This is a genomic window from Longimycelium tulufanense, assembly GCF_014645795.1.
Lineage (GTDB): Bacteria > Actinomycetota > Actinomycetes > Mycobacteriales > Pseudonocardiaceae > Longimycelium > Longimycelium tulufanense.
This window is the reverse complement of the sequence record NZ_BMMK01000009.1, coordinates 110,119-129,929: the sequence shown is the minus strand read 5'-3', so window position 1 is coordinate 129,929 and position 19,811 is coordinate 110,119. Positions and strand designations below refer to the sequence as shown.

Genomic DNA, 19,811 nt, shown 5'->3' with positions numbered 1-19,811 from the left:
CGGTGAGGGCCGCCGCCCGTCCGGGCACCATGGGCGGGGGGAGGAGGTGACGACGTGCAGACCGTGGACCGAGCGATGGACGTTCTGGAAGCCGTTGCCGCGTCGAGTGAACCGGTGTCAGCCAAGGCACTGGCCCGCCGTGCCGGCTGTGGCCTGTCGACGATCTACAACCTGATCAACGTGTTGTCCGCGCGTGGCTACCTGGTCCGCACGTCCGCCGGTTACGTACTGGGACACCAGGTGTCCGGGCTGAACCGCGCCTTCTGGCAACAGATGCGGATCACCGACGACCTGCACGGCCTCCTCGGCCACATCCAGCGCGCCGCCCGCGCGACCGCCTACTACTCGACCTACCGCGACGGCGACATCGTGGTCGCGGATATGACCACACGGGACACTGATCCGGCGTTCCAGCTGGGAACCGACCGGTTCGCGCACGCGACCGCGCACGGCAAGGTCCTGTTGTCGTCGTGGACAACAGCGGCCCGTCGGCGCTACCTGACCGCGACCGGAATGCACCGCCTGACTCCCAACACCATCACCGAAGTCGACGAGCTGGAGCAGCAATTCCGCCAGGTACGGCGGGACGGGCTGGCCACCGAGTTGGAGGAAGTCGTGCCAGGAATGGCATGCCTGGCCACCCCGGTTCGTGCCGGTGACGGGACGGTGGTCGGCGCGGTGTCCGTTGCCGTGCCGGCCGACGAGTTCCACCGCCGGCAGCATCAGCTCGTGGCCGCGGTCCGACGCGGAGCCCACGAGGCGGCGGTCATCATGCGCACGTACCGGGCGGTTGTCGACCACAACGCACCTGCATAACGGCTTCTTGCCGCTACAAATCGTTGGCTGGAGCCGTGAAGGCATCCACCGCCTTGCCGCAACTTTCTCCCAGCGCACGCCCGTGCCCTGCCTCGCCGCTGACGTCAGGCCACATGTTGACCAGCTGTGCCATGACCAGCGCCACCGCGTGCGTCAACTGGCCCACAGCGTATCCACAAGGGTGAGATCCGGGGCAGGCCAGGCGAGTCGGGGAGCCCGGGATCGGGGCCGCCCGCAAGGATGATCAAGGGGAAGGGAGGTTCCGGTGGGGTTCATCCGACGTTTCCTCGCCGTTGTTGTCGCCAGTGTCAGCTCGGTGCTGTTGGTAGGGGGAACCGCTGCTGGTCAGCGAGGTGGCGAGTTGGACGGCTTCGAGGTGACTCACGTGCCGGCGGGCGTCGGCGAGCTGGTGACGGACTTCCCCTACGAGTGGGGAGACGTGCGGTTCACCCAGCGTGCGTGGGAGCGCCAGGTCGAGAGCGGCGGTCACCAGGTCGACCTGCAGGTGTTCGTGCTGCGTGGGCAGAAGCTGAGCAGTCCCGTCGCCCTGCGTGACTTCCTGGCCGACTACCACGAGCACGACCCGGGGCGGTGGCAGCTGGCCGACTTCCGCCACGACGACGGCAACGGGTTCATCGGCGACACCGAGGCGTTCTGGTTGGTGGAGCCGGGTGTTGCGGTCGAGGTGCGGATCGCGCCGAACCGATTCGACGCCGACGAGCTAAGCAGGACCGCGCGGGGAGTCCGCGCGGTTGGGCGTGTGTAGCGCAGGGCTGGGCGAAGCCTGACGGGCGGCAGAGCACCGCTGCCGGTTCAGCGAGGCGTCAGCACGCAGAACTCGTTGTCCTCGGGGTCGGCGAGGACCACCCACGAGACGTTCCGCTGACCCACGTCGCGCGTCACCGCTCCCAGCCCCTGCAGCCGCTCGACCTCCGCCGCTTGGTCGCGCTCCCGCGTGGGCGCCAGATCGAGATGCAGTCGGTTCTTCCCGCGCCTGGGCTCGTCACTGCGGAGGAACTCGAGGTCCGGGCCGCGCTCGGCGGGGTTCCGCAGCGACGCGAACACCTCGGCCGAGGAGGCGGGCGGCCAGCCCGTGGCCTCGGCCCAGAATCCCGCGAGCCGCCCCGGATCCGCCGCGTCGATCACCACGGCGACGACCTGCCCGTACCCCGCGTACTGCTCGCGTGGCTCCAGCACGCAGAACTCGTTGTCCTCGGGGTCGGCGAGGACCACCCACGGCACCCCGTCCTGCCCGATGTCGGCTGGCCGGGCTCCCAGGCCGCACAGCCGCTCGACTACCGCGGCCTGTTCCTCCCGCGACCCGCTCCGGAGATCGAGGTGCACCCGGTTCTTGCCCGCCTTCGGGTCGGCGACCGGCACGAACACCAGCGGGCAGCCGGCCGCGTCCGCCGGCGGGTCCACCACGACCTCGTCCCCGTCCGGCGTCACCGGCCACCCGAGCGCCGCACCCCAGAATCCCGCGAGCCGCCCCGGATCCGCCGCGTCGATCACCACCTGGCTGAGCTGGATCCCGTTCATCGCCACACCCCCCGAAGGAGTCGGTCGCCGAGCTAGTCCCGGCACCGACAGCCGATCTCGGGCAGCGTCCCACGGGACGGGCAGGAATGGGCCCCGAACGAGTGGAAACGGACGACCGGCTCGCGACTCGGGCCTAGCATCCGGCCGATGAGCAAGATCAATGCCGAGGTCGTGCACGAGGTCGAGGACGTGGTGGGTGAGCCCGCCCGGCTCGTGCCCGAAGCCGCGCTCCGGGACGCCACGCTCGTGCTGGACGCCCTGGCCGCGATCCTGCGCGCCGTCCCCACCGGCCCGGTGAACAAGCCACAGGTCACCGCGGAGCAGGTGCGCGCCATCGTTGCCGCGCTGGAGAACGGCCGTCGCATCGAGCGCCCCTGCTGCACCAACCCGTGGCGCGACGTCCTGGAGACCCACCTCCGCGGCTGACCAGCCGCCCATGACGGGCTTGGCCAGCCGTGTGCCGCGGGTGGCCCGCGAGATCCCCGCTGCCGCGCCGCGGGAGACGCCCGCGTGAGCCCAGCACGAGCGCAACTCGACGTTGGTGAACTACCCCGCTGATCTCCGGCTCGGCGCGAATCTTTCCGCCGTTTCTGCCAACATCGTCCGCGCCGCGTTGAGCGACGCGCCAACCGCCCGCCGAACGACGAGAGCGGGGACCAGTCGCCTGAGCAGCCCCGACAACCCTCACTGCGAGTAGCCTTCGACCTCGGACGGCCGGCGGGCGTGGGCGCTGTTCGGGTCCCTCCCGCTCTCCCGCCGGGCCCGGCGTTGCCGCAGTAGGTCCCAGCACTGGTCCAGGGCCCGCTCCAGGTCCCGCAGCTGCGCGTTGTCGCTGGGTGACATGCCCTGGCCGATGATCTCCTCGCGGAGCCGGTGCTCCTCGTCGACGAGCTCACGGATTCGGACGAACACCTCTCGGTCCTTCACGGCACGGCCTCCCTTCACCTTCCAGGCGCCTCGACCTCCGCCGGCACGCGGTCGTGCGACCCACCCGCCGCGCTGGCTTACCCTCCATTCGTGGGTACCCGCTTCACCCTCGACTGGGGCACGACCTACGAGGTCACCGTGCTCGATCTCGGCCTCGCCTGCTGCGGGGTCGAGGTCATGGCCGCGCTGCACGGCCGCGGCGACGACCGCGACCGGCGGCCGGCCATGCTCGGCGTCGAACCCGTGCCCGGCGCCCCGGAGCGGGCACACGTGCTGGTGGTCTCCGGCACGGTCACAGACGTCATGCTGCCCGCCGTGCTCTCCACATACGAGCGAATGCCCGAACCGAGGTACGTCCTGTCGGTGGGGGCCTGCTCGAACACCGGCGGCCCGTACTGGGATTCCTACGCCGTGACCAAGGGCATCGACCAGGTCCTGCCGGTGCACGTGGCGGTCCCGGGCTGCCCGCCCCGCCCGGAGGCGCTGCTGGAGGGCCTGGTGGCGCTGCACCGGCTCGTCACCCGGGGGGTGCGGGCGTGACCGCGGCGAGCAGCCGGCTGGCCGAGCTGCTGGTCGCGATCCTCCCGGAGGCCGAGGCGCGCACCGCGTTCGGGCAGACGAGCGTCCAGGTGCCCCTCCAGCGGTGGGCCGAGGCGGCCCGCCTCGCGCGCGACGAGCTGGGCTGCACCGTGTTCGACTGGCTCGGCGCCGAGGACGCCGGCCGCCCCGGCGCCGTGGGGGCGCGGCACACCGTGACCCTGCACGTGCTCGAGCCCGGGACCTGGGACGGCCTGCTCATGCGCACCGAGGTGTCGGCGGACGGCGCCCTGCCGAGCGTCGCCGGGATGTGGGCGGGCGCGGGCTGGCACGAGCGGGAGGCCGCGGAGATGTTCGGCCTCGCGCTGGCCGACGAGCCTGCCCCCGCCCACCTGCTGCTGTCCGCAGACTTCGCCGGCCATCCGCTCCGCAAGGACTTCGTCCTGGCTTCCCGGGTGGTGCGGCCGTGGCCCGGCCGGCTCGAGCCGGGCGAGGACGGCACCGCCGCGCCGAGCCGCCGACGGCTCGCCCCGCCCGGGGTGCCCGGACCGGAGTGGGGCCCGCGCAGAGAGGAACAGGAGTGACCAACATCGCAGGCCGTGACGACGAGGGCCTGCGGGTAGCGGCGAACCACCCGCCGGAGGGCCCGCGCGACAACACCGGCGACCAGCACGCGACCGAGGACCAGCGCACAGTGGCAAGCACCGAACAGGGCGGGAACGGCCCGCACGAGCAGCCCGAGCTGCCGCCGCGCTCCCGGGGCGTCATCGCGCTGCTGGAGGCCAACTGCACCGTGTGCATGCTGTGCGCGCGGGAGTGCCCAGACTGGTGCATCCACATCGCCTCGCACACTGAGACCGAGCAGCCACCCGGCGCCGCCCGACCCCGCAAGCGCAACGTCCTCGACCGCTTCGCCATCGACTACGGGCACTGCCTGTACTGCGGCATCTGCATCGAGGTGTGCCCGTTCGACGCCCTGCACTGGGCGCCCGATTTCGGCTATCCGGGAACGGGTAGCCCGGACGGGGACGGGGCGGTCGCCGAGCTCGTGCACGAGCGCGACCGGCTGGGGCAGTGGGTGGCCGACGTGCCCCCGCCGCCCCCGCTGGACCCGGCCGCCGAACCCGCCCCGGAGAAGGCGCCGCGGGGCCTGCGACCTGCGCGTTGATCGTTTGCGTCGGGAACCCTGGGACCGCGTCGACCGTTATCCGTGCAGACGCAACGACCCGGCCGCACCGGGCGTGGCGAGCACCCGGAGGTTCCAGACGTGCCTGTCCACAAGCACCACAACGGACTGAAGACGGCGCTCCTGCTCGGTGCCCTCAGCGCACTGATCGTCCTGGTCGGCGGGCTCATGGGCCGGACCGCGATGATCATCGCCCTGTTCGTGGCCCTGGGCATGAACGCCTACGCCTACTTCAACTCCGACAAGCTGGCGCTGCGCGCCATGCGCGCGCAGCCGGTGTCCGAGGCGGAGCAGCCGGCCATGTACCGCATCGTCCGTGAGCTGGCCACCGCCGCCCGCCAGCCGATGCCCCGGCTCTACATCAGCCCGACGGAGGCTCCCAACGCCTTCGCGACCGGCCGCAACCCGCGCAACGCCGCGGTCTGCTGCACCAGCGGCATCCTGCACCTGCTCACCGAGCGTGAGTTGCGTGCGGTCCTCGGTCACGAGCTCTCGCACGTCTACAACCGCGACATCCTCATCTCGTCCGTGGCCGGCGCGCTGGCCAGCGTGGTGACGTTCCTGGCCAACATGGCGATGTTCGCCGGCCTGTTCGGCGGGGGCGACGATGACCGGCCCAACCCGCTGGCCATGCTTCTCATCGCCATCCTCGGCCCGGTCGCGGCCGGCATCGTGCAGATGGCGGTCAGCCGCTCCCGGGAGTACGAGGCCGACGCCTCCGGCTCCCAGCTCACCGGGGACCCGCTGGCGCTGGCCTCCGCCCTGCGCAAGCTGGAGATGGGCACCAAGGCCCGGCCGCTGCCGCCGGAGCCGGAGCTGGTCAACCAGTCCCACCTGATGATCGCCAACCCGTTCCGGCCGGGCGAGCAGCTGGCCAAGCTGTTCTCCACCCACCCGCCGATCGAGGACCGGATCCGGCGCCTGGAGGGCATGGCCGGCCACCGGCTGCCCTGGTGACCCCCTGAACCTCTCCCGGCGGCGCACCGCCTTGGTGGTGCGCCGCTCCGCTGTCGGCCTGCCCTGACGAGACGCCGGCCGCTCAGCGCGACGCGCCCGTGGTGCCGTTCGTCGCCCGCACCACGTCCAGGTCGAGCTGGTAGACGGCGACGGTGCCGCTACGGAAGGCGGGCCACAGCCCCGGCAGCCCATCCAGCCTCCGCAGGCCCGGAGCCAGGTTGTAGGTGGTCGAGTGGTACCACTCGCTCGCGGGCGGCGGCGCGCCGATGTACGGCGCGTTCCAGTCCACATACACCCACGCGACGTTGTGGTCCAGCAGCATCCGCCGGATCTCCGGGTCCTCGGGGTACCGGTCGAACGCCTGCAGCAGCCGATAGGTATAGGGCAGGTTCGGCGCGCCGAGCGAGGTGACGTTGACGACCGGGATGCCCTTCTCGACGTACAGGAACGTCGAACCGTCGTTGCCGTTGTTCAGGACCCGCTGCCCCGGTCGCACGTGCTCGGCGAGCCAGGCGATGGCGCGCTGGTCGTCCTCGCCGACCCGGACGAAGTCCGGAGCCGCGTAACGGGCGGCCACCAGCCGGGCCCCGGCCTGGGCGTAGCGGGCCCCGGGCTGGGCCAGGTAGGCGATCGCGAACAGCAGGACCGCACCGGTGACGACCCACCGGGCCGGCACCACGTTCCAGTTCCGCGCCGCCGCGGCCACGTACGACGCGGCCACCACCAGCCCGAGACCGATGATCGCGGGCGCCAGCAGCGAGACGTGCGACCAGACCCGGAGCTGGGCGTGGTAGAAGAAGCCGGTGACCAGCGACGCCGGGAGCTTTCCCGGGTGGACGAACGCCGCGACCGTCACCGCCGCCCAGAAGGCGTAGGCCGCCAGGAGGCCCGGGCCGCGCCGGCCCACCACCAGCACCGCCGCCCCGAGCAACGCCAGCCCGCCGAAAACGACCTGGGAACGGCCCTGGTAAACCGGGCTGAACCCGCCATAGGTGAAGCCCAGCGTGTCCTCGAGCGCCGTTCTCAGCGGTGTGGCCGGGATGTCGGGTGGGAAGCTGGTGACCGCGCCCGACATGGTCGCGGCCGGGATCAGCAGCGGCAGCGCGACGACCAGCGCAACACCCCCGGTGGCCAGGAGCGGCCCGACCTGTGCCGCCAGCCGTTGCCGGCCGGTGCGGGTGAACAGCTCGGCGGCCCACCAGGCCAGCAACGTCAGGCCGACGGTCACGGCGGCCGTGGGGTGGACTGCAAGCAGGCCCGCGCAGCCGACTCCCGCGGCGACCGCGACCCGCCAGTCACGCCGCGGCAGCGACAGCAACCCCGCGACCAGCCCGGGAGCGAGCACCATGGCCGCGGCGTTGGGCAACAGGCCACCGTCATGTGCCATCGCGAACGTCGGGCGGTACAGGCCGATCGAGACGATCGACGCGATGCCGGCCACCAGCATCGCCCGCTGCTTCGACAGGCCGGCCCGGCGCGCGGCGACGTGCGCCAGGGTGGCGACCGAGAGCGCGAAACCGGCACCCAGCACCACCACGGTGACGGCGTTGAGGCCCAGGACCGTGCTGCCCGCCACCTTGCCGACGACCGTGGCCACCAGGTGCAGGCCCGCGGGGTAGAACTGGGTCGGCTGGCCGTCGATCAGGTCCAGGGGCAGCGACTGCCAGGGCGCGCCCCGCCCCGTCCGCTGGATGTAGGCGGTGAGCACCTGGTGCACGATCGTGTCGTGTTCCTGGGCGATCGTGCCCAGCCGCCGGCCCAGCCCCCGCAACCAAGCCGCCGCGCCCGCGGCGGAGCCCAGCAGGACGAGCAGGAACCCCATCGACGTGATGAGTGACGGGCGAGGCCACCGGATGCGCCCGGGCCGGGCCCGCCACCAGCGCACCCCGCCCACGACCAGCATCGCCGCGGTGACGGCACCCAGCGACAGCGGCCCGTAGGGCACCCCGAGCGGGGCGGTGACGGTGCCCACGACCAGGGCCGTACCGAAGGACGTGGCCGGCGTGAGGGTCACCAGCCACAGCGGGCGCCGCAAACCCAACGCGAGGAGCAGCGCGGCCCCGGGCAGGACGAACGCGAGACACGCGGCGACCAGGACCAGGTAGTCGGACAAGGTCATCGCACACCCTCGTGACCGGCTGTACCGAACACCCCCGGACGGCCCCCGTCATTCTCCGGCTCGGGTGACGTCGGGTTGGGGATGACCATGACAGGCAGTGAACGCTGTCCCGCGGGCAGGGTCAATGTCCCTTCGGGCAACGCAGCCGGCCACCCGAACCGCCTGATCTCGCCGGACGGCCCGGGTACCGAGCTTGGCGGAGCAGGCTCCAGGTGGGGTCAGGAGGAGGCACCCGCGGCGCGGGCAACCTCCATCACGTACTCGCCGTAACCGGACCTGGCCTGCTTGGCGCCCAGCGCGTAGCAGGCGTCGGCATCGATGTAGCCCATCCGGAGGGCGATCTCCTCGAGGCAGGCGATCCGCACGCCCTGGCGGTGCTCCAGCACCTGCACGAAGTGGCCGGCCTCCAGCAGGGAGTCATGCGTGCCGGTGTCCAGCCAGGCGTAGCCGCGGCCCAGCTCGACCAGCCGGGCCCGGCCCTGCCGCAGGTAGGCGAGGTTGACGTCGGTGATCTCCAGCTCGCCCCGGGCGGAGGGGGTGAGGCCGCGGGCGATCTCCACGACCTGGTTGTCGTAGAAGTACAGGCCGGTGATCGCGCGGTTGGACCGTGGCACCGCCGGCTTCTCCTCGATCGCCACCAGGCGACCGTCCGCGTCGACCTCGCCGACGCCGTAGCGCTGCGGGTCCTTGACCTGGTAGCCGAACAACACGCAGCCGTCCAGCTCGGCGGCGCTGCGTTGCAGCAGGGTGGAGAAACCCTGGCCGTAGAAGATGTTGTCGCCCAGCACCAGGGCGACGTCGGAGTCGCCGACGAAGTCGGCGCCGATCAGAAACGCCTCGGCCAGGCCGTTCGGCTGCGGCTGCTCGGCGTAGGCCATGCGCAGGCCGAGCTGCGAGCCGTCGCCGAGCAGCCGGCGGAACAGCGGCAGGTCGGCCGGGGTCGAGATGAGGAGGATCTCCCTGATCCCGGCGAGCATCAACGCCGACAGCGGGTAGTACACCATCGGCTTGTCATAGACGGGCAGCAGCTGCTTGGACACCGCCTGGGTGATGGGGTGCAGCCTGGTCCCGCTCCCACCGGCGAGGATGATCCCCCTCATCGTCGACCTCCGTTCAAGTGCTCGGCCATGTGCTCGCTCCGCACCTTGTCACGGCGATGCTCACTCGCGCGTGGCCTTCGCTGTGGCTGGATTGCTCGGCCACGTGCTCGCTCCGCACCTTGTTAGGGCGATGCTCACTCGCGCGTGGCCTTCGCTGTGGCTGGATTGCTCGGCCACGTGCTCGCTCCGCACCTTGTTAGGGCGATGCTCACTCGCGCGTGGCCTTCGCGGTACTCAGCGGTAGTTGGTGAACTGCAGCGCGATGCCGAAGTCCTTGTTCTTCAGCAGCGCGATCACGTCCTGCAGGTGATCCTTCTTCTTGCCGGAGACACGGAGCTGGTCAGCCTGGATCTGCGCCTGAACCCCCTTGGGGCCCTCGTCGCGGATGGCCTTGGCGATCTGCTTCGCCTTGTCCGCGGAGATACCCTGCACGATCTTCCCGGTGACCTTGTGCACCTTGCCGGCGGGTGTCGGGTCTCCGACGTCGAACGCCTTCAGCGACACGCCCCGCTTGACCAGCTTCTCCTTGAACACCTCGACGGCCGCCCGGCACCGCTCCTCGGTCTCGGCCTGGATGGTGACGGCCTCGTCGCCGGCCCAGGAGATCTGGGCGCCGGTGCCGCGGAAGTCGAAGCGGGTGGACAGCTCCTTGGCCGCCTGGTTGAGCGCGTTGTCGACCTCCTGGTGGTCGACCTTGCTCACCACGTCGAACGACGGGTCTGCCAACGTGCACACCTTTCGTCTCGGGTCCGGGACGCCACGCTACCCGGACCCGGTTGGAACCCGTTGGCAGGAGGTATGTATCCTTCTCTGCGCGGCCCGGGAGAGGGCGGCAATGGCAGGTTGCCCGAGCGGCCAAAGGGAGCGGACTGTAAATCCGTCGGCTCACGCCTACGTTGGTTCGAATCCAACACCTGCCACCCCAGCGAAATCGCCCCCGTGACCAGCGTGAACAGGTCACGGGGGCGATCTTCGTCCCGTCCGGTGGCGTCCGGCTGACCCGGTTACTGTCGGATGGCTGTGCCCAACACTTGCCCAAGATCAACGGCCACGGAGCACGGCCTGGACCCAACCAGCGGCGATGTGCGACCCGCTTTCCTCAGTAAGGTCATTACCTCGGCATGCCCGACGCCTGCGCCTCAACCGGCTGATCGAGCCAGGACGAGCAGCGCAGCCGTCGTCCCCCGGGGTTGCCCTGGGAGCTGAGAACCCAGCGACCCCTCACTGCCTTCCGCGAACATCAGATAGCGGACGATCCGAGATCATCCGGTGTGCGCAGTACTACCTGGCGACCGGAGCCTGTCCACCCGTCGTGATGACCTCGTCAGGCGAGGGGTTGGTGGGAACCGGGATCGAGCGGGAGAGCACCCCGCTGACCGACCCCGCAGTCTCACCCTCGACGAGGACGCCCTTGGCGAGAAGGCCGAACTCCCCTGCGATGCCGTTGATGTCGACCTTCAGGAACTCGATCGCCGCCCGGGCCCTGGCCGGGGCGTCCCCCTGTACTTCCTTGGCCCACCTCATCACCTGAGAGATCGCGATCACATATGCGATGGCACGTCCACCGAGGACGAGATGCTCCTGCTCGAGTTCCTGGTCGAGGAAACTCAGGTCCAGGTGGTACGCCGTGATCGCGGGTGCGGTGAGCGGGTAGCTCGCGAGGAAGCTGCTCAGCGACCTGCCCGCGCGCCTGGCCAGGCAGTACTCGCTGAGCTGCTGGCTGAGCAGGTCGTTGGTGCCGTCGAAGATGGTGAAGACCCGCGTGTCCAGGAACGCCTGTGCCGCGATGTTCGTGGGCGAACCGCAGCGGTACCCCTCGCCGCCCACCAACTGCTGGTAGTGATGCGCAGAGCCCAACATTCGTTCCGTGGCAACCGTTTTCAGCGCCTGCACGGCGGGGAAGAACTCCCTCATGTCGGCCTTCACGTTCAGCCGTGTGCGGAGGTGGTGGTCGAGCGCTTCGCAGATCGTGCACGAGGTCTCGATCGCCTTGAGCCGGTACCTGACGAAACGGATCGAGGCGAGAGGCGCCGGCCCGATCTGGCGGGTATTCGCGTAAGCGTGCGCCTCGCGGTTGATCCTCCGCAGGAAGCCGAAACCCAGCGCCGCCATCATGGCACGTGGCGGCATGAGCATCTCCACCATCGCACCGAGGTTCCTGTTCTCGGTCTCGATCCTGCGATGCTTCGGTACGAAGGCGTCGATCTCGTTGAGCCCGTAGTCGAGAACCTTCATTCCGAACGGGTGGTAGGTCTCGACGGCCCGGAAACCCTCGCTCTGCTTCAGGATGAAGTAGCCGTACTTCCTGCCATTGTCGTCGTTCTTCGCGCTCACCAACCACCAGTGCGCGGTGGAGCTGAAGCCCTGCCGGTGTTTCCTGTCACGGATCCGGTAACCCCTCGACCTCCTCATAGGTCGTCCGCATGCTGGACATGGCGGAACCGCAGCCCGGCTCCGTCGTGGCGAAGCCACAGATCATCGGCTCCCCGGAAGCGAAGGACGGCAGCATTTCCCGCTTCGCCTCCGCACCGGCCCACAGCACGACGGGCCGCAGCGCGACCGCGGTGATGGTCTTGGTGTACATGCCGAGGGGTAGGTTCCACTCGGCGAGGCACTCGACGACCCGGCATATGTCGACGTGACTGTCGCGTCCCCCGAACTCCTTGGGCAGCGCGGGCAACAGCACACCGGCCTTCACCAGGATCGCCCAGTCCTGCGCCGGAAGGTTCTGCTGCGGGTAGATCCCGCAGTCGAACCGCGATCTCGCGACCGCCTCGATGTTGCCGATGAACTCCTCCGTCGACAACGACAAGAGATCGTTGGTCATGACAGAATCTCGCTCTTCCTCGAGCCTCCGACCGATGGAGGCGTGGCCCACGGGTCCCGCTTTCGGGCCCGGTTACGCGTGTCCGCCCGGGCGGACGGCACGTTGTCGCCCTGCCACGGACCCACGCTGGTTCCGCGGCATGAAGCGACGTGTCGGCGGCCGACGATGTGGGGTCGCGATCGGCTGGCCCTCGCCGGCCCCGATAGTTGAGCGGACCTCCTTCTCAGCACGTGGTGAACAAGGAATCCGCCTGACGGCAAGGGGAAGAGCGAAGTGTCGGCTAGGTGACACTTGGTCCGCGCAACGTCACGCCTTAGTGGGGGTATGCGGTTGACGACACCGAACTCAGGTGACAGGTGGTGCGTGCTTCCCTCGCACTACCCGCTCACGTTCGGCGCGACAGAGGGCAGCGTGCGGGGGCCCTGGTGCCTTCGTCTCTCCGACGTCCACGTTCGCTTGGGCTGCGTCGACGCCGCGCGCCGCGTCACCCGTCAGCAGGGTTCTGGCGTCCTCGGCGGGGTCGTGGCTGTGACTGCTCGTGCACAGACCCCACCCTGCTTCCAGGTGGGAGCGCCGGTGGTGCGTGCGGTCCGGCTGGGAGTGGAACCGTGGCGGGGGTCCGGGACGGTCGAGAGGTCCAGCAGGTGGTGGATCCCCCGGGCAGGGGATATAGATCGTAACGTTATGGTAATAATTCATGAGTCGATCAATATGGATAACACATATCGGTAGGACTCGCGTTTGGGGGTGGCGCGACTTCCGGGGCGGTCGACAATGGGAGTTCGTGGGCCGGTCTCGCTCGGTTCAATAGCGGCCTGCGGCGGTTCCTGTGTGCCGTGCCGACATTGTGGGCCCTGTCGGTCGCCGACCCATTGTCAAGATCACGTAACGCGATCAGAACCAAGGGGAGCGACATGCTGAGGAAGATCGCCGGTGTCATTACCGCCTCGTTCGCGGCGGTGCTGTTGATGGGTGGCACAGCCTGGGCCAGCTGCGGCGCCGGCTACTGCCACTACGAGGACAACGACCTCAACGGCGCGATCAACATCGCGTCCTTCAACCAGATCCAGACCCCAATCAACGTGAGCGGCATTGGCTATGGGTTCGGTGGGCACTGCGGCGGTTACTGTGGCTCCGGCTCCGGCTACTGCGGCGGTAGCTGCACTTCCGGCTACGACTACTGTGGCGGAACCTGTGGTTACGACTACAGCCCCTGCAGCTACTCGAGCTGTAGCAGCTCGTACCACAAGCCGTGTGACAAGCCGACCAAGCCGTGCCACTCCGGCACCGGGGGCGTGACCACTATCGCCATCCAGAACTTCTGACAACTCCGGGACAGTCGAACGGGAGCGCCGGGCCCTGGGTCCGGCGCTCCTGCGTGTGCGGCGCGCGAATCGTGGGTGCAGGCGATCTCCGGCCGGCGGGGTGACCGGTATCCGGAACTCGTGACAAGGTCTTTCCGGAACCGGGTGGGAGTGGTTCGGCGGATCAGTGAGGTGTGTCGATCTGCTGCGTCTGCGACCTTCCTCGTGTGTGACTCGTGAATGTCGACATATCGACGGAGAAAAGGGGTCGATATATCGACGAAAAGAGGGCGGCTGAATTTCGGTTTGGTGGAGCGCGTCGGGCGGGACGATGTTTCCGTGGCGAGGGGCGCGACGGGGAAGGGAACCGACCACGCGCGGCCACCATGGCCCCGGAAGGCCGAAGCGCTGTGCGAGTGCGGGCAGAGGGCAGGTCTCAAGAGGTTCCCGCTCGATGAAGGCCCCATCGAGCCTCGGAAGTTCGTTGCGGCATGCAATTTCAATATGCAACAAAGTGTGGTGATGACCCTTGATGCCGGATCCGTCGGCCATTCCAGAGCCGCGCCTTCCCGCCGAGCGGGCCGGTGATGTGGCGCTGGGCCGGAGGGCGCTGTGCCGTGCCGACAACGCGAGCCAGCGCTGGCCCCCGAGGTGTCCGGGTAAAGCTGTGTCCTTCCGCTGGTCGGGCCAGCGCGTTGTCGTACCAGGCCGGCCGGCTGACGTCTCCGCCGCCAGCGTGGTCGGCACTCCCCCCAACCGTGCGCCGGACCGGTTATCCGGTGGGCTCGACGTCCTGCTTGTCCACGGCCTGCCTCAGCGTCCGGGCGAGCGCCGCAGCATCGTCGCTGGCCCAGAAGTGCATGTAGAACAGCCGCGGCTCGTCGCTCAGCGAGTGGTTGTGCAGCTCCACCACCTCGATCCCGCCGGAGCGCAGCGCCTGGATGACGTCCTGCACCTCCTTGGCGGTCATCGCGAAGTCCCCGTTGACCGCGGCCCTACCCCCACCGGTGGGCTGGAAGTTGATCGCGGTGGTGACCCCCATCCCCGGCGGGAGGACCTTGTCGTGTGCGGTGATCGTCTCCTTGCGGCGGAAGGAGAACTTGTAGATGCCGCCGTCGTTCCTGCCCTGCGTGCCCATGGCCTCGTCGATCGCCTTGGTGTCCAGGTCGATCGGCTCGTCCGGCGCGGGATCGCCGGGCGGTGGGGTGGCCGTGGCGTCCAACGCCTCCCGGAGCCCCTTCGCGACCTTCGCCGCGTCGTTGTCCTCCGCGTGGAAGTGCGTCCACCACACGTCGGGCTCGTGGGCCAGCAGATGCTTGTGCACCGCGGTCTGCGCGATCCCCCTGGCCTGGAGGGCGTCGGTGACCTTCGGCAGCTCCTCCTCGGTCACCACCAGGTCGCCCATGGCGATGTTCTTGCCGTCCGGATAGCGGGCGAAGACCGCGTAGGAACCCAGCGCGAACCCAGCCTTGATCGGCATCCCTCTTGACACCAGGTTCAGGTCGCTCCGGGGAAAGCCAACTCGGTAGACGGTGTCACCGGACATCTTCCCGGCGCGGCCCAACGCCTCCGCCACGCCCTTCCAGTCGTCCTCGGAGGTCTGCACCGGGTCCTGCCCGCGCTGTTGCCCCGCGGGGAGCTTGTCCCGATGGCCGGTACCCGTGCCGCCCGCCGGACCATCACCCCCGTCGGCGCAGCCGGCCAGCATCACGGCCGCTGCCGCGATCGTCCCCAGCAGGCGGCCGGCATGTCCCCGCGACATCAAGCTCACTCCAATTCGTGGTCGGCTTCGCTCCTCAGCCGGGTCCCCGAGGGTGCTGTGATCACACCTGGTGGCGCGTTCTCCGTCAGGCCGGCAGCCGCTCCCGCACGGCCAGGTAGCCCCGCCCGGTGAGCAGCCCGGCGAGCTGCTCGTAGAACTCGGGCTCATCCGGTGCAGTCGCCCCCAACCCGTCGACATAGCGGTTGAGCAGCGAGAACATCGCGGCGATCAGCACGGTGTCGTGGATGTCCAGGTCGGACGCGCCGGCGGCGCGCGCGGCGGCGACATCCTCCGCGGTGACGGCCTTACCGTCCTGCCGGACCAACTCCGCGATCCGCAGCAACGCCTTGAGCCGGTCGGAGATGGGCGCCGACTCCGGATCCGCGTGGACCTGGTTGACGAGCGACATTCCACCGGACAGCTGGGCCGCGGCGTTCGCCGAGTGCGACCGCGCACACCAACGGCATTGGTTGTGCCCGGACACGAAGGCGCCAATGAGTTCGCGCTCCCCCGGGGAGAGGGATTTCGCCGAACGGAGCAACGCCTCACCGAGTTCCAGGAGCGGCCGTGCCGTCTCCGGACGGAACTCGAACAGGCCGATGATGCCCGGTGAGTCGGTGGGGAGGTCGATGTGCGGCATGGCGTCACGCCCTTCGCCGGACCCGGCAAGATCGTCGGCCATGCTATCGACCCTGGCTGCCGAGCGCACTCGTCCGATGACCGGCAGTAGCCGAAGGGTACAAAGCCGTGTCCAGGGCCAGCGCCCGCTCCCAGCTACCGGCGCTGGTAGACGCGCTATGCCCCCGTGCTGTTCGTGGCGGCTGGTTCGTCGTGGTGGCCGGCTGTTGTCGCCCACTCCGGCAGCTGCTGGACAACGCGGTACAGCACCTCGAACACCACGGCGGTGACCACCGCGTAGCCGAGGTGCGGGATGAGGTCGGAGATCCAGTCCCGCCAGCCCCACCCGATCTGGTTCGTCAGCCCGAAAACGACCATCGGGCCGTTGCTTGCCAGCATCACGACCACGAACACGGCCAACGTGGCCGGGAGAAGTGACAAACGGCGGACCCGGAGACGGGCGAGCGCGTACCCGGCGCCCACGGCCAGTCCGGTGAGGTAGCCGAGCAGTGCGCCCACGGCGGCGCGACGACCGGGCACGGCTGCGGGGTCGCCGAGGTCGACGCCCAGGACCCTGGCGAGGGTGTCGGCCACGGCGGCCGGCGTCTGGCTTGCCGCCCGCCCGCTGACCACCATGTCCAGGTAGCCGGTGATGTCCAGGACCATCGTGCCCGCCGCGCCGGCCACCAGGCCGACCAGGAGCACCAGCCATCCGGATCTCATGTTCCGGTTTCCTCCCAGTTGTCGCTGTTGTTTCCTCGCCGTTGTTCACCGGGATACGCGGGCGGTTGGGCGGGGATGCTAAACGTCCAGACAAAGCGCGGACGAATCAGCGGTGGTCGTTTTTTCCAATGCCGGCAAGGGAGTGGTCCGGCAGCGGGACACACGCAGGCGGGAGGCAAGCGAACTCCTTGTGGTGGCGGGCAGTTTGGGCGGAGCCTGCCGGCTGTCACGCGATATACACGCCGCCCGCTCGCACGCGTCAGCGAGGCACCGCCATCCCTTTCCCGATGACTCCGAACGGTTTCTCCCACGCGCCGGATCGCGCCACGAATCCCGAGCCGGCGACCAGGAAAATCGGCCGCCAGACCATCTCCCCGACCACGCACCCCGATCAGGGCGGCCGGTGTCTCACCGCAATCGTGCGTGACGACGCAACTAAGCCGGCCGTCAAGCGTCACCCACTTGTGAGATCTGTCCGGTTCGGTGTCCTCCAGCTGCTACGTTTCGCGTGGCTGGAGGCACGGAGTTGCGCGTTCGCGGTGACGTTGTTCGCCGGCCTCGCCGCCTCCACGCTGGTCGACCTGCCGATCCCGCGTTACGACGCGTTGCTGCTGTACGGGCTGCTGGTCAGCCTGCTGTTCTGGCTCACCGGACTGGAAACGACCGGCGAGATCGCGGTGATCGGCGTGTTCCATCTCATCGGGCTGGCCTTCGAGCTGGTCAAGGTGCACCTGGGCTCGTGGGCCTACCCCGAGCCCGCGCTGACCAAGCTTGGCGGCGTCCCGCTCTACAGTGGCTTCCTCTACGCCGCGGTCGGCAGTTACGTCTGCTGGGGGTGGCGGTTGTTCGACCTGCGCGTCTCCAACTACCGCCCGCTGGCCATCGGGCTGGTCTCCGCCGGGATCTACGCCAACTTCATCACCCACCACTGGCTGCCCGACCTGCGTTGGCTGCTCGCTGCGGCGTTGCTCGTGGTGACGTGGGGCGCCCACGTGCACTTCACGGTGGGAGGGCACCGGTACCGGATGCCGCTGGCGCTGTCCTTCGTACTGATCGGGTTCTTCCTGTGGGTGGCCGAGAACGTCGCCACGTACTTCGGCGCCTGGCGGTACCCGTACCAGCTGGAGGTCTGGCGCCTGGTGCATCCGTCGAAGTTCGGCGCGTGGGCACTCTTGGTCAGCGTGTCGTTCGTACTCGTCGCGGGATGGAAGTCCAGGCATGGCCAACTACGACCGACCACAGTGGACGCGCCAAAGATGGACCGACGCGATCCGTTGCCGCAGACCTGAGATCGCTAGGGTTACCCGCCGTGGGGCTGGCCGAGGACCTGAACGCCGAGGGGGAGCCGGAGCGGGAGTTCGTGCCCGGTATCGCGAAACGAATGCCACGCAAGAGAACCGCCTCCGGTGCCCTGGTGCGCGACCACGCCGGCCGCGTCCTGTTCGTCGAGCCGACCTACAAGCCCTACCTGGACCTGCCGGGCGGGATGGTCGAGGACGACGAGTCACCGCTCATGGCGTGCCACCGCGAAATCCGCGAGGAGCTGGGGACGGTGTTGCCGATCGGCCCTCTGCTGGTGGTCGACTGGGTGCCCGCGCACGGGGCCTGGGGAGATGCCGTGGCGTTCGTCTTCGACGGGGGAGTCCTGGACGACGACCAGATCGCGAACCTTCGCCTCGCCACCGACGAGCTGCGCGCCGTTCACCTCCTGGACCCGGCGGACCCGGCCGCCGAACTCCGGCCGTCCCTGCGGCGACGCGTCCTGACCGCGCTGACGGCGCTGGCGGACGGCGTCCCGCGCTACGCCGAGTTCGGCCGGGTGCGCTGAACCGTCTCGAGGATGGTCGCCCACGGCATGGCTCGGTCGGGCTCCTCCCCGCTCTCGTACAGCGGCCAGACGTCCGGACCGTAGACGAGGTGGACACCGCCGCCTCGGAGCGTGGCCAGGTGACCCTCCCAGGCCGGGTGCCGGGCGTTCGCGGCGTTCACCCTGGGGAACACCACGACATCGACCCCGGGCGTTCCGATCCCCTCGCAGACCGGCGTGAGCGCCTGGTTGTCCCCGATCCCCAGCGCGAGCTTCGCGACGGTGTTCGCGCTGGCCGGGGCAACCACGTAGCAGTCGGCCGGCGGATGCGGCCTGGGCTCGCGGGGCAACCGGGACTCCCACCGCACCGGCAACCCGGTGACCTCGGCCAGCCGCTCGATCTCGCCGAGATCGGCCAGCCAGCGGGCGGCGGTCGGCGTCAACGTGACCCCTACCTGCCAACCGAGGTCCACCGCCGGCTCGACCAGGCCCGTGCGCAGGCCCTGCAGCCCGCCGGCGGCCGACCCGACGACCGCTAACACCCCGTGCGACACCCGTGACCTCCCTGCTCCGTTGGATTGCTCGGTTCTGGGTTTCGCTGTGCGCCTTATCGCCCCGATGCTCGCTTCACCCGTCACCTCGCGGTGACCGGCACTCGACCCGCCACTGATCGGCAACGATGTCCGGCAACCTGGACCGCTCGGGAACTCACCCCAGCTCACGCCGGATCCGCTCGGTCGCCGCACGCATCTCACGGACCTCACCGGGATGGGCCGGGTGCCGCGTCACCGGAACCGGTCGCCTGGCCACCGACTCGGTCACGGCCACGATCTCGTTCACGGTCGCCGGTGTCGCTCCCACGTTGAACACCCGGTAGTCCCCCCACCGGCAGGTATCCAGCGCCAGGACGAAGGCACGCGCCACATCGGCGACGTGCACGAAGTCGCGGACGGCGGAGCCGTCGCCGTAGATGTCGAGGCCGGCCACCCGCCCCGAGGCCACCGCACAGGCTCGGGTGATGACTCGGGTGTCGTCCTGATCGCCCTGCTCTCCCACGGCGCCGGCCACGTTGAACAACCGCAACGTGACCGCACCCAACCGGCCGGCCCGCGTCTGCCATGCCACGGCCTGCTCAGCGGCCAGCTTCGAAGCGGCGTAGGGGTTGTTGGGGTCGGGCAGCGTGTCCTCGGTGATGGGCTGTCGGGCGGGCGAGCCGTACACGCTGGCGGTGGAGGCCAACACCAGACGTGCCGGACCCACCTGGTCCGCGAGGGCGTCGAGCACGTTGGTCGTGCCGCCCACGTTCACCCGGTAGTAGCGGGTCGGGTGCTCGAACGACTCCCGCACGTTGGCGAGCGCCACGAGATGCACCACCGCGTCGACACCGTCGACCGCTGCCCGCAACGAGGGCACGTCGAGCACGTCACCACGGCGCCACGTGATGCCACCGAGGTCGGACGACGCGACCCGGTGCACCAGACCGATCGGCTGGTGGCCGGCAGCGGCCAGCGCGCGCACCACGGCTTGGCCCACATAGCCGGATGCACCGGTGACCAGAACCCGCATGAGCTGATCAGATCAGGTTGGGA

At 69.6% G+C, this 19,811-nt stretch carries 22 protein-coding genes and 1 tRNA gene; 11 read left to right on the top strand and 12 right to left on the bottom strand.

Annotated elements, in window-relative coordinates; genetic code table 11:
* Positions 1-54 precede the first annotated feature (54 nt).
* Positions 55-816 carry an IclR family transcriptional regulator gene (locus tag IEY55_RS11810; protein ID WP_189056990.1) on the top strand — a complete coding sequence of 254 codons (762 nt, stop codon included), beginning with the start codon at positions 55-57 and terminating at the stop codon, positions 814-816.
* Between the two features lie 265 nt (positions 817-1,081).
* Positions 1,082-1,582 carry a hypothetical protein gene (locus IEY55_RS11805; protein ID WP_189056988.1) on the top strand — a complete coding sequence of 167 codons (501 nt, stop codon included), beginning with the start codon at positions 1,082-1,084 and terminating at the stop codon, positions 1,580-1,582.
* A 47-nt stretch (positions 1,583-1,629) separates the two neighbouring features.
* Here IEY55_RS11805 and IEY55_RS11800 read toward each other — a convergent pair whose 3' ends face one another.
* A complete protein-coding gene (locus IEY55_RS11800; RefSeq protein WP_189056986.1) occupies positions 1,630-2,355 on the bottom strand; it encodes a VOC family protein in 726 nt (241 codons plus the stop codon).
* A 147-nt stretch (positions 2,356-2,502) separates the two neighbouring features.
* On the opposite strand from IEY55_RS11800, the gene IEY55_RS11795 reads away from it, so the two are divergent.
* A complete protein-coding gene (locus tag IEY55_RS11795; RefSeq protein ID WP_189056984.1) occupies positions 2,503-2,781 on the top strand; it encodes a hypothetical protein in 279 nt (92 codons plus the stop codon).
* 258 nt (positions 2,782-3,039) lie between these two features.
* Here the strand turns inward: IEY55_RS11795 and IEY55_RS11790 are convergent, their stop codons facing one another.
* Positions 3,040-3,282, bottom strand: coding sequence for a DUF2630 family protein (locus IEY55_RS11790; RefSeq protein WP_189056982.1), 243 nt, complete (start codon positions 3,280-3,282; stop codon positions 3,040-3,042).
* A 90-nt stretch (positions 3,283-3,372) separates the two neighbouring features.
* On the opposite strand from IEY55_RS11790, the gene IEY55_RS11785 reads away from it, so the two are divergent.
* The 4 genes from IEY55_RS11785 (at position 3,373) to htpX (ending at position 5,962) form a co-directional block, all read left to right on the top strand.
* The gene (locus tag IEY55_RS11785) at positions 3,373-3,822 is read left to right on the top strand and encodes an NADH-quinone oxidoreductase subunit B (RefSeq protein ID WP_229686280.1); all 450 of its coding nucleotides are present in this window, start codon (positions 3,373-3,375) and stop codon (positions 3,820-3,822) included.
* Positions 3,819-4,403 (top strand): NADH-quinone oxidoreductase subunit C, encoded by a 585-nt coding sequence (locus IEY55_RS11780; protein ID WP_189056980.1) that lies wholly within the window; start codon positions 3,819-3,821, stop codon positions 4,401-4,403. The genes IEY55_RS11785 and IEY55_RS11780 overlap by 4 nt, the downstream gene beginning before the upstream one ends.
* A complete protein-coding gene (locus IEY55_RS11775; protein WP_229686279.1) occupies positions 4,400-4,987 on the top strand; it encodes a 4Fe-4S binding protein in 588 nt (195 codons plus the stop codon). The genes IEY55_RS11780 and IEY55_RS11775 overlap by 4 nt, the downstream gene beginning before the upstream one ends.
* A 99-nt stretch (positions 4,988-5,086) precedes the next feature.
* Entirely contained in the window at positions 5,087-5,962 is an 876-nt protein-coding gene (gene htpX, locus IEY55_RS11770) for a zinc metalloprotease HtpX (RefSeq protein ID WP_189056979.1), read from the top strand.
* Positions 5,963-6,044: 82 nt separating this feature from the next.
* On the opposite strand, the gene IEY55_RS11765 is transcribed toward htpX, so the two are convergent.
* From IEY55_RS11765 to IEY55_RS11755, 3 genes are all read right to left on the bottom strand, one after another.
* Complete coding sequence (locus IEY55_RS11765; RefSeq protein WP_189056977.1) at positions 6,045-8,081, bottom strand: DUF6541 family protein; 2,037 nt, start codon at positions 8,079-8,081, stop codon at positions 6,045-6,047.
* 218 nt (positions 8,082-8,299) lie between these two features.
* Positions 8,300-9,181 (bottom strand): glucose-1-phosphate thymidylyltransferase RfbA, encoded by an 882-nt coding sequence (rfbA, locus tag IEY55_RS11760; protein WP_189056975.1) that lies wholly within the window; start codon positions 9,179-9,181, stop codon positions 8,300-8,302.
* Positions 9,182-9,415: 234 nt separating this feature from the next.
* A complete protein-coding gene (locus IEY55_RS11755; protein ID WP_189056973.1) occupies positions 9,416-9,907 on the bottom strand; it encodes a YajQ family cyclic di-GMP-binding protein in 492 nt (163 codons plus the stop codon).
* Positions 9,908-10,018: 111 nt separating this feature from the next.
* Here IEY55_RS11755 and IEY55_RS11750 point away from each other — a divergent pair.
* Positions 10,019-10,101, top strand: a tRNA-Tyr gene (locus IEY55_RS11750).
* Between the two features lie 361 nt (positions 10,102-10,462).
* Here the strand turns inward: IEY55_RS11750 and IEY55_RS11745 are convergent.
* Together IEY55_RS11745 and IEY55_RS11740 are read right to left on the bottom strand one after the other, a co-directional pair.
* Entirely contained in the window at positions 10,463-11,515 is a 1,053-nt protein-coding gene (locus IEY55_RS11745) for an acyl-CoA dehydrogenase family protein (RefSeq protein WP_189056971.1), read from the bottom strand.
* Positions 11,516-11,561: 46 nt separating this feature from the next.
* On the bottom strand, positions 11,562-12,008 hold the full coding sequence (locus tag IEY55_RS11740; protein WP_189056969.1) for an acyl-CoA dehydrogenase family protein: 447 nt from the start codon (positions 12,006-12,008) through the stop codon (positions 11,562-11,564).
* A gap of 914 nt (positions 12,009-12,922) precedes the next feature.
* Here IEY55_RS11740 and IEY55_RS11735 point away from each other — a divergent pair.
* Positions 12,923-13,333 (top strand): hypothetical protein, encoded by a 411-nt coding sequence (locus IEY55_RS11735; protein WP_189056967.1) that lies wholly within the window; start codon positions 12,923-12,925, stop codon positions 13,331-13,333.
* 751 nt (positions 13,334-14,084) lie between these two features.
* Here the strand turns inward: IEY55_RS11735 and IEY55_RS11730 are convergent.
* From IEY55_RS11730 to IEY55_RS11720, 3 genes are all read right to left on the bottom strand, one after another.
* Positions 14,085-15,074, bottom strand: a complete 990-nt coding sequence (locus tag IEY55_RS11730) for a DUF1259 domain-containing protein (protein ID WP_189056965.1) — start codon at positions 15,072-15,074, stop codon at positions 14,085-14,087.
* A gap of 85 nt (positions 15,075-15,159) precedes the next feature.
* On the bottom strand, positions 15,160-15,756 hold the full coding sequence (locus IEY55_RS11725) for a carboxymuconolactone decarboxylase family protein (protein WP_229686278.1): 597 nt from the start codon (positions 15,754-15,756) through the stop codon (positions 15,160-15,162).
* A gap of 113 nt (positions 15,757-15,869) precedes the next feature.
* On the bottom strand, positions 15,870-16,415 hold the full coding sequence (locus IEY55_RS11720; protein WP_189056963.1) for a hypothetical protein: 546 nt from the start codon (positions 16,413-16,415) through the stop codon (positions 15,870-15,872).
* A 464-nt stretch (positions 16,416-16,879) separates the two neighbouring features.
* Here IEY55_RS11720 and IEY55_RS11715 point away from each other — a divergent pair, with 464 nt between their 5' ends.
* Both IEY55_RS11715 and IEY55_RS11710 read left to right on the top strand, forming a co-directional pair.
* Positions 16,880-17,704: a DUF817 domain-containing protein gene (locus IEY55_RS11715; RefSeq protein ID WP_229686277.1), complete on the top strand. Its 825-nt coding sequence runs from the start codon at positions 16,880-16,882 to the stop codon at positions 17,702-17,704.
* Between the two features lie 20 nt (positions 17,705-17,724).
* Positions 17,725-18,243 (top strand): NUDIX domain-containing protein, encoded by a 519-nt coding sequence (locus IEY55_RS11710; protein ID WP_229686276.1) that lies wholly within the window; start codon positions 17,725-17,727, stop codon positions 18,241-18,243.
* On the opposite strand, the gene IEY55_RS11705 is transcribed toward IEY55_RS11710, so the two are convergent.
* Positions 18,216-18,776 carry a flavoprotein gene (locus IEY55_RS11705; RefSeq protein WP_189056959.1) on the bottom strand — a complete coding sequence of 187 codons (561 nt, stop codon included), beginning with the start codon at positions 18,774-18,776 and terminating at the stop codon, positions 18,216-18,218. The two genes, IEY55_RS11710 and IEY55_RS11705, sit on opposite strands and share 28 nt — an antisense overlap.
* 154 nt (positions 18,777-18,930) lie before the next feature.
* Positions 18,931-19,788 carry an NAD-dependent epimerase/dehydratase family protein gene (locus IEY55_RS11700; protein ID WP_189056957.1) on the bottom strand — a complete coding sequence of 286 codons (858 nt, stop codon included), beginning with the start codon at positions 19,786-19,788 and terminating at the stop codon, positions 18,931-18,933.
* Positions 19,789-19,811 lie beyond the last annotated feature (23 nt).